This window comes from Aestuariibaculum sediminum (assembly GCF_014596945.1).
Taxonomy (GTDB): domain Bacteria; phylum Bacteroidota; class Bacteroidia; order Flavobacteriales; family Flavobacteriaceae; genus Aestuariibaculum; species Aestuariibaculum sediminum.
Map to the genome: position 1 here is coordinate 183305 of NZ_JACVXB010000001.1, position 15149 is coordinate 198453.

Annotated in this window: 27 protein-coding genes; all 27 read right to left on the reverse strand. The window is 35.3% G+C overall.

Going from position 1 to position 15149, the window contains the following annotated elements; all coding sequences use genetic code 11:
* Positions 1–73: 73 nt before the first annotated feature.
* Complete coding sequence (gene eno, locus ICJ83_RS00835; RefSeq protein WP_188228474.1) at positions 74–1363, reverse strand: phosphopyruvate hydratase; 1290 nt, start codon at positions 1361–1363, stop codon at positions 74–76.
* A 152-nt stretch (positions 1364–1515) separates the two neighbouring features.
* Entirely contained in the window at positions 1516–2622 is a 1107-nt protein-coding gene (gene carA / locus ICJ83_RS00840; RefSeq protein WP_188228475.1) for a glutamine-hydrolyzing carbamoyl-phosphate synthase small subunit, read from the reverse strand.
* 89 nt (positions 2623–2711) lie between these two features.
* Positions 2712–3185: a 50S ribosomal protein L17 gene (rplQ, locus tag ICJ83_RS00845; RefSeq protein ID WP_188228476.1), complete on the reverse strand. Its 474-nt coding sequence runs from the start codon at positions 3183–3185 to the stop codon at positions 2712–2714.
* Positions 3186–3310: 125 nt separating this feature from the next.
* The gene (locus ICJ83_RS00850) at positions 3311–4303 is read right to left on the reverse strand and encodes a DNA-directed RNA polymerase subunit alpha (RefSeq protein ID WP_188223503.1); all 993 of its coding nucleotides are present in this window, start codon (positions 4301–4303) and stop codon (positions 3311–3313) included.
* A gap of 102 nt (positions 4304–4405) precedes the next feature.
* Positions 4406–5011: a 30S ribosomal protein S4 gene (gene rpsD, locus ICJ83_RS00855; RefSeq protein WP_188223502.1), complete on the reverse strand. Its 606-nt coding sequence runs from the start codon at positions 5009–5011 to the stop codon at positions 4406–4408.
* Between the two features lie 173 nt (positions 5012–5184).
* On the reverse strand, positions 5185–5577 hold the full coding sequence (rpsK, locus tag ICJ83_RS00860) for a 30S ribosomal protein S11 (protein ID WP_188214822.1): 393 nt from the start codon (positions 5575–5577) through the stop codon (positions 5185–5187).
* Positions 5578–5676: 99 nt separating this feature from the next.
* The gene (rpsM, locus tag ICJ83_RS00865) at positions 5677–6051 is read right to left on the reverse strand and encodes a 30S ribosomal protein S13 (RefSeq protein ID WP_188228477.1); all 375 of its coding nucleotides are present in this window, start codon (positions 6049–6051) and stop codon (positions 5677–5679) included.
* A gap of 108 nt (positions 6052–6159) precedes the next feature.
* A complete protein-coding gene (gene ykgO / locus ICJ83_RS00870) occupies positions 6160–6276 on the reverse strand; it encodes a type B 50S ribosomal protein L36 (protein WP_013305171.1) in 117 nt (38 codons plus the stop codon).
* Positions 6277–6286: 10 nt separating this feature from the next.
* Positions 6287–6502, reverse strand: a complete 216-nt coding sequence (gene infA / locus ICJ83_RS00875) for a translation initiation factor IF-1 (RefSeq protein WP_007094967.1) — start codon at positions 6500–6502, stop codon at positions 6287–6289.
* Between the two features lie 10 nt (positions 6503–6512).
* Positions 6513–7859 (reverse strand): preprotein translocase subunit SecY, encoded by a 1347-nt coding sequence (gene secY, locus ICJ83_RS00880; RefSeq protein ID WP_188228478.1) that lies wholly within the window; start codon positions 7857–7859, stop codon positions 6513–6515.
* Positions 7860–7877: 18 nt separating this feature from the next.
* Positions 7878–8330: a 50S ribosomal protein L15 gene (gene rplO / locus ICJ83_RS00885; RefSeq protein ID WP_188228479.1), complete on the reverse strand. Its 453-nt coding sequence runs from the start codon at positions 8328–8330 to the stop codon at positions 7878–7880.
* 16 nt (positions 8331–8346) lie between these two features.
* A complete protein-coding gene (gene rpmD / locus ICJ83_RS00890) occupies positions 8347–8526 on the reverse strand; it encodes a 50S ribosomal protein L30 (RefSeq protein WP_188223498.1) in 180 nt (59 codons plus the stop codon).
* A 12-nt stretch (positions 8527–8538) separates the two neighbouring features.
* Complete coding sequence (rpsE, locus tag ICJ83_RS00895; RefSeq protein WP_188223497.1) at positions 8539–9063, reverse strand: 30S ribosomal protein S5; 525 nt, start codon at positions 9061–9063, stop codon at positions 8539–8541.
* Between the two features lie 5 nt (positions 9064–9068).
* On the reverse strand, positions 9069–9425 hold the full coding sequence (gene rplR / locus ICJ83_RS00900) for a 50S ribosomal protein L18 (RefSeq protein WP_188228480.1): 357 nt from the start codon (positions 9423–9425) through the stop codon (positions 9069–9071).
* A 10-nt stretch (positions 9426–9435) separates the two neighbouring features.
* Entirely contained in the window at positions 9436–9978 is a 543-nt protein-coding gene (gene rplF / locus ICJ83_RS00905; protein WP_188228481.1) for a 50S ribosomal protein L6, read from the reverse strand.
* Between the two features lie 12 nt (positions 9979–9990).
* Positions 9991–10389: a 30S ribosomal protein S8 gene (gene rpsH, locus ICJ83_RS00910; protein WP_188228482.1), complete on the reverse strand. Its 399-nt coding sequence runs from the start codon at positions 10387–10389 to the stop codon at positions 9991–9993.
* A gap of 72 nt (positions 10390–10461) precedes the next feature.
* Positions 10462–10731 (reverse strand): 30S ribosomal protein S14, encoded by a 270-nt coding sequence (gene rpsN / locus ICJ83_RS00915; RefSeq protein ID WP_019386280.1) that lies wholly within the window; start codon positions 10729–10731, stop codon positions 10462–10464.
* 3 nt (positions 10732–10734) lie between these two features.
* Positions 10735–11286 (reverse strand): 50S ribosomal protein L5, encoded by a 552-nt coding sequence (rplE, locus tag ICJ83_RS00920; RefSeq protein WP_188228483.1) that lies wholly within the window; start codon positions 11284–11286, stop codon positions 10735–10737.
* A gap of 2 nt (positions 11287–11288) precedes the next feature.
* The gene (gene rplX / locus ICJ83_RS00925) at positions 11289–11600 is read right to left on the reverse strand and encodes a 50S ribosomal protein L24 (RefSeq protein ID WP_188228484.1); all 312 of its coding nucleotides are present in this window, start codon (positions 11598–11600) and stop codon (positions 11289–11291) included.
* A gap of 14 nt (positions 11601–11614) precedes the next feature.
* Positions 11615–11983, reverse strand: coding sequence for a 50S ribosomal protein L14 (rplN, locus tag ICJ83_RS00930; protein ID WP_188223490.1), 369 nt, complete (start codon positions 11981–11983; stop codon positions 11615–11617).
* 2 nt (positions 11984–11985) lie between these two features.
* Entirely contained in the window at positions 11986–12243 is a 258-nt protein-coding gene (gene rpsQ / locus ICJ83_RS00935; protein ID WP_044637136.1) for a 30S ribosomal protein S17, read from the reverse strand.
* Between the two features lie 12 nt (positions 12244–12255).
* Entirely contained in the window at positions 12256–12447 is a 192-nt protein-coding gene (gene rpmC / locus ICJ83_RS00940) for a 50S ribosomal protein L29 (protein ID WP_092848742.1), read from the reverse strand.
* 12 nt (positions 12448–12459) lie between these two features.
* Positions 12460–12879 (reverse strand): 50S ribosomal protein L16, encoded by a 420-nt coding sequence (gene rplP, locus ICJ83_RS00945; protein WP_188223488.1) that lies wholly within the window; start codon positions 12877–12879, stop codon positions 12460–12462.
* Between the two features lie 19 nt (positions 12880–12898).
* On the reverse strand, positions 12899–13615 hold the full coding sequence (gene rpsC, locus ICJ83_RS00950; RefSeq protein ID WP_188228485.1) for a 30S ribosomal protein S3: 717 nt from the start codon (positions 13613–13615) through the stop codon (positions 12899–12901).
* Between the two features lie 9 nt (positions 13616–13624).
* Positions 13625–14032 (reverse strand): 50S ribosomal protein L22, encoded by a 408-nt coding sequence (rplV, locus tag ICJ83_RS00955; RefSeq protein ID WP_188228486.1) that lies wholly within the window; start codon positions 14030–14032, stop codon positions 13625–13627.
* Between the two features lie 6 nt (positions 14033–14038).
* Positions 14039–14317: a 30S ribosomal protein S19 gene (rpsS, locus tag ICJ83_RS00960; protein WP_188223485.1), complete on the reverse strand. Its 279-nt coding sequence runs from the start codon at positions 14315–14317 to the stop codon at positions 14039–14041.
* Between the two features lie 3 nt (positions 14318–14320).
* On the reverse strand, positions 14321–15145 hold the full coding sequence (gene rplB, locus ICJ83_RS00965; protein ID WP_188228487.1) for a 50S ribosomal protein L2: 825 nt from the start codon (positions 15143–15145) through the stop codon (positions 14321–14323).
* Between the last annotated feature and the right edge of the window lie 4 nt (positions 15146–15149).

A 15149-nucleotide genomic window follows, 5' to 3' on the forward strand; every position in this document is an offset into this window, starting at 1 on the left:
AAATTCAATGACTTTTTATAACGTTATTTAAATCTCAATGTAATCGAATACAATAAAGATATAACTAGTCTATTTATTTTACTTTAAATGCCTTTTCTTGAGGGAAATAGGCAACATCTCCTAGCTCTTCTTCAATTCTTAGTAATTGATTATATTTTGCCATACGGTCACTTCTAGAAGCCGATCCTGTTTTAATTTGACCTGTATTTAAAGCTACAGCTAAATCGGCAATCGTATTATCTTCAGTTTCACCTGAACGGTGAGACATTACTGAAGTATACCCAGCATTGTGTGCCATGTTTACGGCTGCGATAGTTTCAGTTAACGTTCCTATTTGGTTTACCTTGATTAAGATTGAATTAGCTATACCGTTTTCAATACCTCTTGATAATCGCTCTACGTTAGTTACAAATAAATCATCTCCTACTAACTGTACCTTATCGCCAACTAACTCGGTTAAATAACTCCATCCTTCCCAGTCGTTTTCATCCATACCGTCTTCGATAGAAATAATTGGGTATTTAGACACTAACTCTGCCAAGTATTCAGCTTGTTCTTTACTTGTTCTTACAACACCAGTTTCGCCTTCAAATTTAGCGTAGTTATAAACACCTTCTTCATAGAATTCAGCCGAAGCACAGTCTAAAGCGATCTTAACTTCTTCACCGAATTTGTATCCAGCATTTTCAACAGCTTTAGCTATGGTTTCAATAGCGTCTTCAGTCCCGTCTAAAGTTGGCGCAAAACCACCTTCATCACCTACAGCTGTACTTAAGTTTCTATCGTGTAAAACTTTTTTAAGATTATGGAAAATTTCTGTTCCCATTTGCATAGCGTGCGTGAAGTTTTTTGCTTTAACAGGCATTATCATAAATTCCTGGAATGCAATTGGCGCGTCACTATGAGAACCTCCATTTATAATATTCATCATTGGTAATGGAAGTGTATTAGCAGATACACCACCTACATAACGATATAAAGGTAAACCTAACTCTCCTGCCGCAGCCTTAGCAACTGCTAAAGAAACACCTAAAATAGCATTGGCTCCTAATTTTGATTTATTGCTTGTTCCATCTAAATCGATCATTATTTGATCGATAAGGTTTTGTTCAAAAACTGATACACCTAATAATTCTGGTGCTATAATGGCGTTTACATTCTCTACAGCCTTTAGTACGCCTTTACCCATATATGCCTTCCCTCCATCGCGTAACTCGACAGCTTCGTGCTCTCCTGTTGATGCTCCTGACGGTACAGCAGCTCTTCCTAAAATATCATTTTCAGTAACTACATCTACTTCAACAGTAGGATTCCCTCTGGAATCAAGAATTTGTCTTGCGTGAATATTGATTATTACACTCATAATTGGTTATTTTTTAATCTTTTATTTATTCAAATTTACGTTTAAATCTTATTTCTTGTAAGATGTTTTTCAAGAAATATTCATATTATAGGCTACAACGTTTTAGTAAAGAAAATCCTCAAAAAATCATATTGTTTTTTGAGGATTTCATACTACTTATTTTTTATGTTTTCTATAAACTGATCGAAAAGGTAAGAGGAGTCATGCGGTCCAGGACTTGCCTCAGGGTGGTATTGTACCGAAAAAACATTTTTGCTTTTCATCTTAATACCTGCCACCGTATCGTCATTTAAATGTACATGCGTAATTTCGATATCCGAATGTGCTTCAGTTTCTTCTCTATTGATCGCAAAACCATGGTTTTGAGAAGTAATTTCACCTTTACCTGTTACCATATTTTTAACAGGGTGATTTATCCCTCTATGCCCATTATGCATTTTATAGGTAGAAACCCCATTTGCTAATGCAATGACTTGATGCCCTAAACAAATACCGAATAATGGTAAATTTCTTTTTATAATCTCTTTGGCTACCTCCTGCGCTTCTACTAATGGCTCCGGATCTCCAGGTCCATTAGACAAGAAATACCCGTCAGGATTAAACGCTTCTAAATCTTCAAATTTAGAGTTATAAGGGAATACTTTTATATACGCATCGCGTTTTGCTAAGTTTCTTAGGATATTAGTTTTAATTCCAATATCTAAAGCTGCTATTTTGTACGTTGCGTTTTCATTACCAAAATAATAAGGTTCTTTGGTCGACACTTTTGATGCTAACTCTAAACCTTCCATGTTTGGGACTTGAGCTAATTGCTGTTTTAAACCTTCAATATTATCTACTTCGGTTGAAATAACAGCATTCATAGCCCCATTGTCTCTAATATAGCTTACTAAAGCTCTGGTATCAACATCGGAAATAGCTAGTAAATTATTCTTATCTAAAAACTCCTCTAAAGAACTATCTGCAGCTTCACGAGAGAATTCATAGCTAAAGTTTTTAACTACTAACCCAGCAATTTTAACTGAGTTTGATTCTACTTCTTCTGCGTTTGTTCCGTAGTTACCAATGTGAGCATTGGTAGTCACCATAATTTGTCCGAAATAAGAAGGATCTGTAAAAATCTCTTGGTAACCAGTCATACCTGTATTAAAGCATACCTCACCAAATGCAGTACCTTGTTTATTTCCTACTGCCTTACCATAAAAAATGGTACCATCTGCTAAAAGAATGATGGCTTTTTGTCTTTTTTGATATTTCATGTTTCGCTAAAAAAGTTTTGCAAAATTGCGCAAAAAAAAGGATAAACTAAAATAGTTTATCCTTTAATATGTAAAAATGTGTTTAACATTTATTCTTCTTCGTTTGAAGCTTTAGTTTCAACGGCCGGAGCAGCTGCTGGTTTAGAACCACCTCTTCTACTTCTACGTGTTGTCTTTTTCTCTGGTTTACCTGCTTTGTAAATTTCATTATAATCTACTAGCTCGATCATTGCCATATCAGCGTTATCACCTAAACGATTACCAAGTTTTATAATTCTTGTATAACCTCCTGGTCTGTCTGCTATCTTAGCAGCAACGTCTCTGAATAATTCGGTTACCGCTTCTTTTTGTCTTAAACGAGACATAACTATACGTCTGTTGTGAGTTGTGTCTTCTTTAGACTTAGTAATTAACGGCTCTACAAATTGTTTTAAAGCTTTAGCTTTAGCAACAGTAGTGTTAATACGCTTGTGCTCGATTAAAGAACAAGCCATATTGGCTAACATTGCTTTTCTATGAGCGGTTTTTCTACCTAAGTGATTTACTTTTTTTCCGTGTCTCATGACATTTTTGTTATCATCATCTTGCTACTATACCTTTATTGGGAGCAAATTATGATGGGTTAATAAATTTACAGTTTAAGATTTACGAATAACAACTAAATGTTATTCGTAAACCTACAACCATACTAGTCTTTATCTAATTTATATTTACTTAAATCCATTCCGAAGTTTAACCCTTTAACACTTACAAGCTCTTCAAGCTCTGTTAAAGACTTCTTACCGAAGTTTCTGAATTTCATTAAGTCATTTTTGTTAAATGATACTAAGTCACCTAAAGTATCAACTTCTGCTGCTTTTAAACAGTTAAGCGCACGTACCGATAAATCCATATCGATTAACTTAGTTTTAAGTAACTGTCTCATGTGTAATGATTCCTCATCATATGTTTCAGTTTGTGCAATTTCATCAGCTTCTAAAGTGATACGCTCATCAGAGAATAACATGAAGTGGTGAATTAACGTTTTAGCGGCCTCTGTTAATGCATCTTGAGGTGTAATCGAACCGTCTGTGATGATTTCAAAAACTAATTTTTCGTAGTCAGTTTTTTGTTCTACACGATAGTTCTCAATACTATACTTAACATTTTTTATAGGCGTGTAAATTGAATCTGTAAAGATAGTACCTATTGGTGCAGCAGCCTTTTTATTTTCTTCTGCAGGCACATAACCTCTACCTTTTTCAATCGTGATTTCCATGTTAAAGTTAACTTTTGGATCTAAGTTACAGATAACTAATTCTGTATTCAACACTTGGAATCCTGAGATAAACTTTTGGAAATCGCCAGCAGTAATTTGCTCTTGACCTGAAATTGAAATAGATACAGACTCATTGTCGATATCTTCAATTTGTCTTTTGAAACGAACTTGCTTTAAGTTTAAGATGATTTCTGTAACATCTTCTACCACTCCAGCAATCGTTGAAAACTCATGATCTACACCTTCGATTCTTACAGAAGTAATTGCAAAACCTTCTAATGAAGACAAGAGTACTCTTCTTAATGCGTTACCAACTGTTAAACCGTATCCAGGTTCTAAAGGACGAAATTCGAATTTCCCTTCAAAATCTGTAGAATCAATCATGATTACTTTGTCGGGCTTCTGAAAATTAAATACTGCCATGTTTTTTTTCTTCGTTTTAATTGTTATTTGGTTGCGCGGTTTATAAGTTTGAAGAAGTACGAATAAACCCTTTGGCCAAATACCAATATTGTTAATAAATTATTATTTTGAGTATAACTCGACGATAAATTGTTCGTTGATGTTTTCTGGAATTTGAATTCTAGCAGGAACAGAAACGTAAGTTCCTTGTTTCGTATCGTCATTCCAAGTAATCCATTCGTAAACGTTGCTTGAGTTAGATAAAGATCTTTCGATAACTTCTAACGATTTAGATTTCTCTCTTACCGCTACAACATCACCAGCTTTTAATTGGTAAGAAGGAATATTTACTAACTCCCCGTTTACTGTAATATGTCTGTGAGACACTAATTGTCTTGCACCACTTCTAGAAGGAGCGATACCCATTCTGTAAACAACGTTATCTAATCTAGATTCACATAATTGTAAAAGAACCTCACCAGTAATACCTTGTGCAGCTCTTGCCTTTTTAAATAAACCTCTAAATTGTCTTTCTAAGATTCCGTAAGTGTATTTAGCTTTTTGTTTTTCAGCTAATTGGATTGCGTACTCAGATTTTTTTCCACGCTTTCTAGCGTTTCCATGTTGCCCAGGAGGGTAATTTCTTTTTTCGAAAGACTTATCGTCTCCAAATATCGCTTCACCAAATTTACGAGCGATTTTAGTTTTAGGACCAGTATATCTTGCCATTTCTAATTGTTTTAAGAGTGATTATGGATTAAGGTCTAAATCTTATCCTCCGATAATCGTTTATCTCTTGTTAATACTTGTTATTTTTTCGGTGTGCAAATTTACACAAAAAAATAATACCAACTATATAAATAGCTGATATTATTTTTATTATAGATATGTTTTAAGAGCAATTATACTCTTCTACGTTTTGGAGGTCTACATCCATTATGTGGTAATGGAGTAACATCGATAATTTCGGTTACTTCGATACCAGCATTATGAATAGATCGGATAGCAGATTCTCTACCATTTCCAGGACCTTTAACGTATACTTTTACTTTCTTTAACCCAGCTTCAGAAGCTACAGCAGCAGCATCTTCAGCAGCTAACTGAGCAGCATAAGGGGTGTTTTTCTTAGAACCTCTAAATCCCATTTTACCAGCAGACGACCATGAAATTACGTCTCCTTTTTTGTTAGTTAATGAGATAATAATGTTGTTAAAAGAAGCTGTTACGTGCGCTTCTCCAACAGAATCCACTATAACTTTACGTTTTTTAGTAGTTTTTGTATTTGACTTTGCCATATTATTTTAGTTTCTAGTTGTTAGTTGTTAGTGATAGAATCCTAAACTTTTACATTTCAAACAGATTCATCTAACATCTAAATACTAACTGACTTTTAATTATTTAGTTGCTTTTTTCTTGTTAGCAACAGTTTTTCTTCTACCTTTTCTCGTTCTAGAGTTGTTCTTAGTACGTTGCCCTCTTAAAGGAAGTCCAGCTCTGTGACGAATACCTCTATTACATCCGATATCCATTAAACGTTTGATGTTTAATTGAGTTTCAGAACGTAATTCACCTTCAATAGTATACGATCCAACTGCCTCACGAATTCCAGAAATTTGGTCGTCGTTCCAGTCTTGTACCTTGATACTTTCGTCAACATTAGCTTGAGCTAATATTTCTTTTGCTCTACTTCTACCTATTCCGTAGATATAAGTTAAAGAGATAACTCCTCTTTTGTTTTTTGGTATGTCTACACCTGCAATTCTTGCCATATTGTTTTTAGTTTCTAGTTGCTAGTTTTTAGTTGTTAGAATCCTAAACATTTCTATTTCGAACAGATTCTCATCTAACTTCTAAGCCCTAATAACTCATGTACAATTTTAACCTTGTCTTTGTTTAAATCTAGGATTCTTTTTGTTTATCACGTAAAGTCTACCTTTTCTACGCACGATTTTGCAATCGGCACTTCTTTTTTTAACGGATGCTCTAACTTTCATCGTATTCGTTTTAGTATCTATAAGTTATGCGAGCCTTAGTCAAATCGTAAGGGCTCATTTCTAATTTTACTTTATCGCCTGGTAACAATTTTATATAATGCATACGCATTTTACCAGAGATATGTGCTGTCACTATGTGACCATTTTCTAATTCAACACGAAACATGGCATTTGATAATGCTTCAATTATTGTTCCGTCTTGTTCTATTGCTGCCTGTTTTGCCATAGTATAATATTTAAGCTACTGCTTTTCTATTTTTACCTGTTTTCATCAAGCCATCATAATGTCTGTTCAACAAGTATGAATTAACCTGTTGCATTGTATCTATAGCAACACCTACTAAAATAATTAGCGAGGTACCACCGAAGAATAACGCCCATCCTTGTTGTACGCCCATTAACTTAACAATGAATGCCGGAAATATGGCAATAAGTGCTAAGAAAATAGAACCTGGTAAGGTAATCTGAGACATTATTTTATCAAGATATTCTGATGTTTCAGTACCAGGGCGAATGCCTGGAATAAATCCACCGCTACGTTTTAAATCGTCGGCCATTTTATTTGTTGGTACTGTAATTGCCGTATAAAAGTATGTAAATACGATTATTAAGAATGCAAATACTAAGTTGTACCAAAAGCCAAACATATCAGCAAAATTGGTTTGTAACCAGATCCCGGTAGCTGTTTCTTTCAAAAACGATGACCCACCAATTAAACCAGGCACAAACATGATCGCTTGAGCAAATATAATTGGCATTACTCCAGAAGCATTTAACTTTAATGGAATATACTGTCTAGATCCGGCTGCAGCGCTTTTTTCATAACCACCGCTAGCAGTTCTTCTAGCATATTGCACCGCTATTTTTCTAACAGCCATAACAAGCATGATAGCAGCTAATATAATTGCGAACCATAGTACTAATTCGAAAAGGATTAACATCACGTTATTTCCTTCCAATCTAGTCGCTGCGTTTTGAAGAAAAGAGGCTGGTAGCCTTGCAATGATCCCCACCATAATTAAAAGTGAAATACCATTACCTATACCTTTATCGGTAATTTTTTCTCCTAACCACATCGCAAAGATACATCCGGTAACTAAAATAGAAACAGATGAGAAATAGAATAATGGCCCTTGTCCTAATAAAAACGCACTGGTTGGTATGCCTAATGCTGGTAAACTAGCCAGATAACCTGGAGCTTGTAATAAACATATAGCAATGGTTAACCAACGTGTAATTTGATTAATTTTTTTCTGGCCACTAGCGCCTTCTTTTTGTAGTTTTTGTAAATAAGGAATAGCTATTCCCATTAACTGTACTACAATAGAAGCAGAAATGTAAGGCATGATACCCAAAGCAAAAACCGAAGCATTTGCAAATGCACCACCCGTAAAGGCATTAAGTAATCCTAATATACCTCCATCGGTACTATCTGCCAGCCCTTCTAACTGAGCAGCATCAATACCCGGTAGTACAACTTGAGCACCAAAACGATAAACTAATAACAAACCAAGTGTAACGGTAATTCTGTTTCTTAGTTCTTCTATTTTCCAAACATTCTTTAACGATTCTATAAACTTCATACTTGTAATAAGGTCTTATTATAATGTTACAACTTCACCTCCTGCAGCTTCAATAGCAGCTTTTGCTGAAGCGGTAAATTTATGTGCAGATACTTTTAATTTTGCTTTTAACTCTCCTCTACCTAAAATTTTAACCAGATCATTTTTTCCAGCTAAACGATTAGCGAATAAAGTTTCGAAATCTACAGTATCTGTAACTTTGTTATCATCTACTAACTGTTGTAAAGTATCTAAGTTAATACCTTGATATTCTACGCGGTTAATATTAGTAAAACCAAACTTAGGAACACGTCTTTGAATTGGCATTTGACCACCTTCAAATCCTACTTTCTTAGAGTATCCAGAACGCGACTTAGCTCCTTTGTGACCACGTGTAGCAGTACCACCTTTACCAGACCCTTGTCCACGACCTACTCTTTTCCCTTGGTTTTTTACTGAACCTTCTGCAGGTTTTAAATTACTTAAATCCATTTTTCAGTTTATATTTTTAAGCTTCTTCTACAGAAACTAAATGTGAAACTTTAGCAACCATACCAAGAATACTTGGTGTGGTTTCATGCTCTACTACTTGACCAATCTTTTTTAATCCAAGAGACTCAAGTACTCTTTTTTGTCTAAGCGGCTTGTTGATAGCGCTTTTAACTTTTGTAACTTTAATTTTTGCCATCTCTTTTTCTTATTAAGCTTTAAAAACTTGTTCAAGTGAAATACCTCTATCTCTAGCAATTGCGTTAGCGTCTCTTAATTGTAATAAAGCATCGAAAGTTGCCTTTACTACGTTATGAGGGTTAGATGATCCTTGAGATTTTGATAATACATCGTGTACACCAACCGCCTCAAGTACAGTTCTAACTGCACCACCAGCAATAACTCCGGTACCTTCTGCAGCTGGCATGATGTTTACTCGTGCTCCACCGAATTTACCTTTTTGCTCGTGAGGTAATGTTTTTCCTTTTAAAGGAATTCTCACTAAATTTTTCTTTGCATCTTCTACTGCTTTAGCGATTGCTGTTGCAACGTCTTTAGATTTTCCTAAACCTTGACCTACAACACCAGCTTCATCACCAACAACTACGATTGCTGAAAAACCAAATGCTCTACCTCCTTTAGTTACTTTGGTAACTCTTTGTACACCAACTAAACGATCTTTAAGATCTAATCCACCTGGTTTTACTAACTCTGCGCTTTTATATTTTTGAAACATAATTTTTAGAATTTAAGTCCTGCTTCTCTAGCTCCTTCAGCTAACGATTTTACTCTACCATGGTATAAATATCCACCTCTATCAAAAGCGATAGTTTCTACACCAGCTTTCATAGCTCTTTCAGCAACTGTTTTACCTACTAACTTAGCTAATTCTACTTTAGTAGCTTTTACAGAACTAATATCTTTGTCTCTTGAAGATGCTGCACTGATAGTTTTACCAGTTACGTCATCTACCACTTGAGCATAAATTTCTTTATTACTTCTAAAAACAGTTAATCTTGGTCTTGCTTCTGTACCAGAAACAATTTTACGAATTCTGTTTTTAATTCTAATTCTTCTTTTGTGTTTTGTCAATGCCATAACTTAATTATTAAGCTGATTTACCTGCTTTTCTTCTTAAAACTTCACCAACAAACTTGATACCTTTTCCTTTGTAAGGTTCTGGTTTTCTAAATCCGCGAATTTTCGCAGCTACTTGTCCAACAAGTTGTTTGTCGTGTGACGTTAATTTAACAATTGGGTTCTTCCCTTTTTCAGATACTGTTTCAACCTTAATTTCTGGAGCTAAGTCCATTACTATAGCATGAGAAAAACCTAAAGCTAATTCAAGTTTATTACCTTGGTTGCTTGCTCTGTATCCTACACCTACTAATTCTAACTGTTTAGTCCATCCTTCAGAAACACCTTTAATCATGTTGTTTACTAAAGCTCTATAAAGACCATGTTTAGCTTTTTCATCCTTAGAATCAGCAGAACGTGTTACAATAACATTAGCATCTTCAACTTTAACATCTACAGATTCAAAAGTTTGAGTTAATTCTCCTAACTTTCCTTTTACTGTTATTACGTTGTCCTTTACATCAACTGTAACGCCGTTTGGAATTACTACTGGGTTATTACCTATTCTTGACATATCTTTATATTTTTAGTAAACGTAACATAAAACTTCTCCACCTACATTGTCTCTTTTGGCTTGTTTACCTGTCATTACGCCGTGCGACGTAGAAACGATGGCAATACCAAGACCATTAAGAACTCTAGGAAGTTCTTTTGAACTTGCATACTTACGTAAACCTGGTTTACTTACTCTTTCAATCTTCTTGATTACAGATTCTTTGGTCTCTTTATTGTACTTAAGAGCAATTTTAATTGTTCCTTGTACTGTAGAGTCATCGAATTTGTAACTTAAAATATATCCTTGTTCGAATAATATTTTAGTGATGTCTTTCTTTAAATTAGACGCAGGGATTTCTACCACTCTGTGGTTTGCACGCACTGCATTTCTAATTCTTGTCAAATAATCCGCTATTGGATCTGTGTACATAATGAATTGATTTTGCGATTTTGGTTTTCGGCGTTGGTAGCCGAACCTTAAATCTGATTATTTAAAATAATATTACCAACTTGCTTTTTTAACACCAGGAATAAGACCTTGGTTGGCCATCTCTCTAAAAGTAACACGTGAAATTCCAAACGTTCTCATGTAACCTCTAGGTCTTCCTGTTAATTTACATCTATTATGTTGACGAATTGGAGAAGCATTTTTTGGCAACTTTTGTAATGCTTCGTAATCGCCAGCTTCTTTTAAAGCTTTGCGTTTTTCAGCATATTTAGCTACTGTTTTTGCTCTTTTTACCTCGCGGGCTTTCATTGATTCTTTAGCCATAACTTAGTTCTTTTTAAAAGGTAATCCTAATTCGGTTAATAATGATTTTGCTTCTTTATCGGTTTCAGCCGAAGTTACAAATGTAATATCCATTCCTGAGATTCTATTAACTTTATCAATATTTATCTCTGGAAAGATGATTTGCTCGGTGATTCCTAAGTTGTAGTTACCACGTCCGTCAAATCCTGTAGCTTTAATACCGTTAAAATCTCTTACTCGAGGTAAGGCAGATGTTACTAAACGATCTAAAAACTCGTACATTCTCTCGCCACGTAAAGTTACTTTAGCTCCAATTGGCATGCCTTTACGTAATTTAAACGTTGCAACGTCTTTTTTAGACATTGTTGCTACCGCTTTTTGTCCAGATATAGTAGTTAACTCTTCTACTGCGTAGTCAATTAACTTTTTGTCTGCAACTGCAGCTCCAACACCTTTAGATATTACTATCTTTTGTAGTTTTGGTACCTGCATTACATTATTATATCCAAATTCTTCTGTAAGAGCTGCAATTACTCTGCTTTTATACTCTTCTTTAAGTCTAGGTGAATATGCCATAACTATAATACTTCATTAGATTTTTTAGAAAATCTTACTTTTTTATCTCCCTCTACTCTATATCCTATACGTGTTGTTTCTCCTTTAGAAGTTAACACTGATAAGTTTGAGATATGAATAGGAGCTTCCTTTTCAACGATACCACCTTGAGGATTTTGGGCACTTGGTTTAGTATGTTTCTTAACCAAGTTAACCCCCTCAACGATCGCTTTGTTCTTGTCTTTTAATACTTTTTGTACTTTACCTTCAGATCCTTTGTGATCTCCAGCAATTACTTTTACAGTATCTCCAGTTTTTATTTTAAGCTTTGTCATCTTAATTTAATGTATTAAAGCACTTCTGGTGCTAATGATACAATTTTCATGAATTGTTTATCACGAAGCTCTCTAGCAACAGGACCGAATACACGTGTACCTCTCATCTCACCCGCTGGGTTTAATAATACACAAGCGTTATCGTCGAATCTAATATAAGATCCGTCTGGTCTTCTTACTTCTTTCTTAGTACGTACAACAACCGCAGTTGAAACTGCTTTCTTTTTTACGTTTCCGTTTGGAGTAGCATCTTTTACAGAAACTACTATTTTATCTCCAACAGAAGCATATCTTCTTTTTGTACCACCTAAAACACGGATTACTAAAACTTCTTTAGCTCCAGTGTTGTCTGCTACTTTTAATCTTGATTCTTGCTGTACCATAATTATTTAGCTCTTTCTATGATTTCAACTAATCTCCAACATTTAGATTTACTTAACGGACGAGTTTCCATAATCCTTACAGTATCTCCAATGTTACAATCGTTTGTTTCGTCGTGTGCAACGTATTTTTTCGTTTTTAACACGAACTTACCATACATAGGGTGTTTTACTTTTTTAACTTCAGAAACCACAATAGATTTCTGCATTTTGTTACTAGTAACAACTCCTATACGTTCTTTTCTTAAATTTCTTGTTTCCATCTTTTAGCAGAATTATTGTAATTCTCTTTTAGTTAATTCGGTCGCAATTCTAGCTACGGTTCTTCTTAATGAACGTAATTGAATTGGATTCTCTAAAGGAGATATTGCATGAGCTAATTTTAGGTCTGAATAACTCTTTTTTGTTTCACCAAGTTTCTCTTGTAACTCGGCTACTGATAATTCTTTAATTTCTGATTGTTTCATCATCTTAAATTATTATGCTTCGTAATCGCGAGCGATTAAAAACTTAGTTTTAACCGGAAGTTTTTGTGCTGCTAAACGTAACGCTTCTTGCGCTACTTCTAAAGGCACACCTCCAATTTCAAATAATACTCTTCCTGGTTTTACCACGGCTACCCAATATTCTACGGCACCTTTACCTTTACCCATACGTACCTCTAAAGGTTTTTTAGTGATTGGCTTATCTGGGAAAATTTTAATCCACAGTTGCCCCTCTCTTTTCATGTAACGGGTTGCAGCAATACGTGCAGCTTCTATTTGACGAGACGTGATAAACACAGCGTCTAATGCTTTTATTCCAAAAGTTCCGTTTGAAAGTTGGTGTCCTCTTTGAGAAAGACCTTTCATACGTCCTTTTTGTTGCTTACGAAATTTTGTTCTTTTAGGCTGTAACATTTTTCTTTACTTTAAAAAATTACTTTCTACGACGAGACTTTGAATTACCACGTCCTGCTCCACCTTTTCCTTGCTTCTTAGATAAACCAACAAGCGGAGAAAGCTCTCTTTTACCATATACTTCACCTTTCATGATCCATACTTTAACACCCAATCTACCATAAGTAGTGTGTGCCTCAACTAAAGCATAATCAATATCGGCTCTAAAAGTTGATAAAGGAATACGACCTTCTTTGTAGTGCTCAGAACGTGCCATTTCAGCACCGTTTAAACGTCCACTAATTTCGATTTTAATTCCTTCAGCATTCATACGCATAGTAGCAGCGATAGCCATTTTTATTGCACGACGGTACGAAATTCTGTTTTCAATTTGGCGAGCAATACTTGATGCTACTAAAAATGCGTCTAGTTCAGGTCTTTTAATTTCAAAGATGTTAATCTGAACTTCTTTACCAGTAATTTTCTTAAGCTCTTCTTTTAACTTGTCTACCTCTTGACCACCTTTACCGATAATAATACCCGGTCTGGCGGTAGTGATAGTAACGGTTACAAGTTTAAGAGTACGCTCGATAATTACTCTACTTACACTAGCTTTAGATAAACGTGCGTGAACGTATTTTCTAATTTTATCATCTTCGGCAAGCTTATCTCCGTAGTCATTACCACCGTACCAGTTAGATTCCCATCCTCTGATAATTCCTAAGCGATTTCCGATTGGATTTGTTTTTTGTCCCATACTTCTATCTTAGCTTTGTGTGTTATTGTTAGCTCCAACAACGATTGTTACGTGGTTAGAACGTTTTCTAATTCTGTGTGCACGACCTTGAGGTGCTGGACGTAATCTTTTTAACATAGATCCTCCGTCAACTCTAATCTCTTTTACAAATAATTCAGCGTCTTCGATGCTTGCATCTTCGTTCTTAGCTTGCCAGTTTGCAATTGCAGACAATAACAATTTCTCTAAACGACCAGAAGCTTCTTTCTGACTAAATTTTAATATGTTTAGTGCTTGCTCAACTTTTTCACCTCTTACTAAATCGGCTACTAAGCGCATTTTTCTTGGTGACGTAGGACAATTATTAAGTTTTGCGAAAGCGATATGCTTTTTCTCTTCCTTAATAGCGTCTGCCATTTGTTTTTTACGACTTCCCATTGCTTACTACTTTTTACCTTTGTTTTTAGCACCTGCATGTCCACGGAATGAACGTGTTGGTGAAAATTCTCCTAATTTATGACCTACCATGTTTTCAGTAACATATACTGGCACAAATTGACGGCCATTGTGTACTGCAATTGTTTGTCCTACGAAATCTGGAGTAATCATACTGGCTCTAGACCAGGTTTTAATTACTGTTTTCTTACCAGACTCAACGTTAGCAGCTACTTTTCTTTCTAATTTATAATGAACGTAAGGTCCTTTTTTTAATGATCTTGCCATGTCTTATTTCTTTCTACGTTCTACAATATACTTATTCGTTGGGTTCTTTTTAGAACGCGTTCTGTAACCCTTAGCCGGAACGCCATTTCTAGAACGTGGGTGTCCACCTGAAGCACGTCCTTCACCACCACCCATTGGGTGATCAACCGGGTTCATTACTACTGGTCTAGTACGTGGTCTTCTTCCTAACCATCTTGTTCTACCTGCTTTACCACCAACTAATAACTGGTGATCAGAGTTAGATACTGCTCCAATAGTTGCTAAACAGTTAACTAAAATTAATCTTGTTTCGCCTGAAGGTAATTTTACTGATGCAAACTTACCATCTCTTGCCATTAACTGCGCAAAAGCACCAGCACTACGAGCCATAACAGCTCCCTGACCTGGACGTAACTCGATACAAGAAATAATTGTTCCTAACGGAATTTGACTTAATGGCATTGCATTTCCAATTTCTGGAGCTACTTTATCTCCCGAAACTACGGTTTGACCTACTTGTAAACCATTTTGAGCAATGATATATCTCTTCTCGCCATCTTGATAATTCAATAATGCGATAAAAGCGGTTCTGTTTGGATCGTACTCGATAGATTTAACCTCGGCTGGAATTCCTGCTTTGTTACGTTTAAAATCGATAATACGATACTTCTTCTTATGACCTCCACCGATATAGCGCATGGTCATTTTTCCTTGACTGTTTCTACCACCAGACCTTTTTTTCGGAGCTAATAAACTTTTCTCCGGCTTATCAGTAGTAATGGCGTCATAACCGTTTACTACTCTAAAACGCTGTCCTGGTGTGATTGGTTTTAATTTTCTTACTGACATTTTT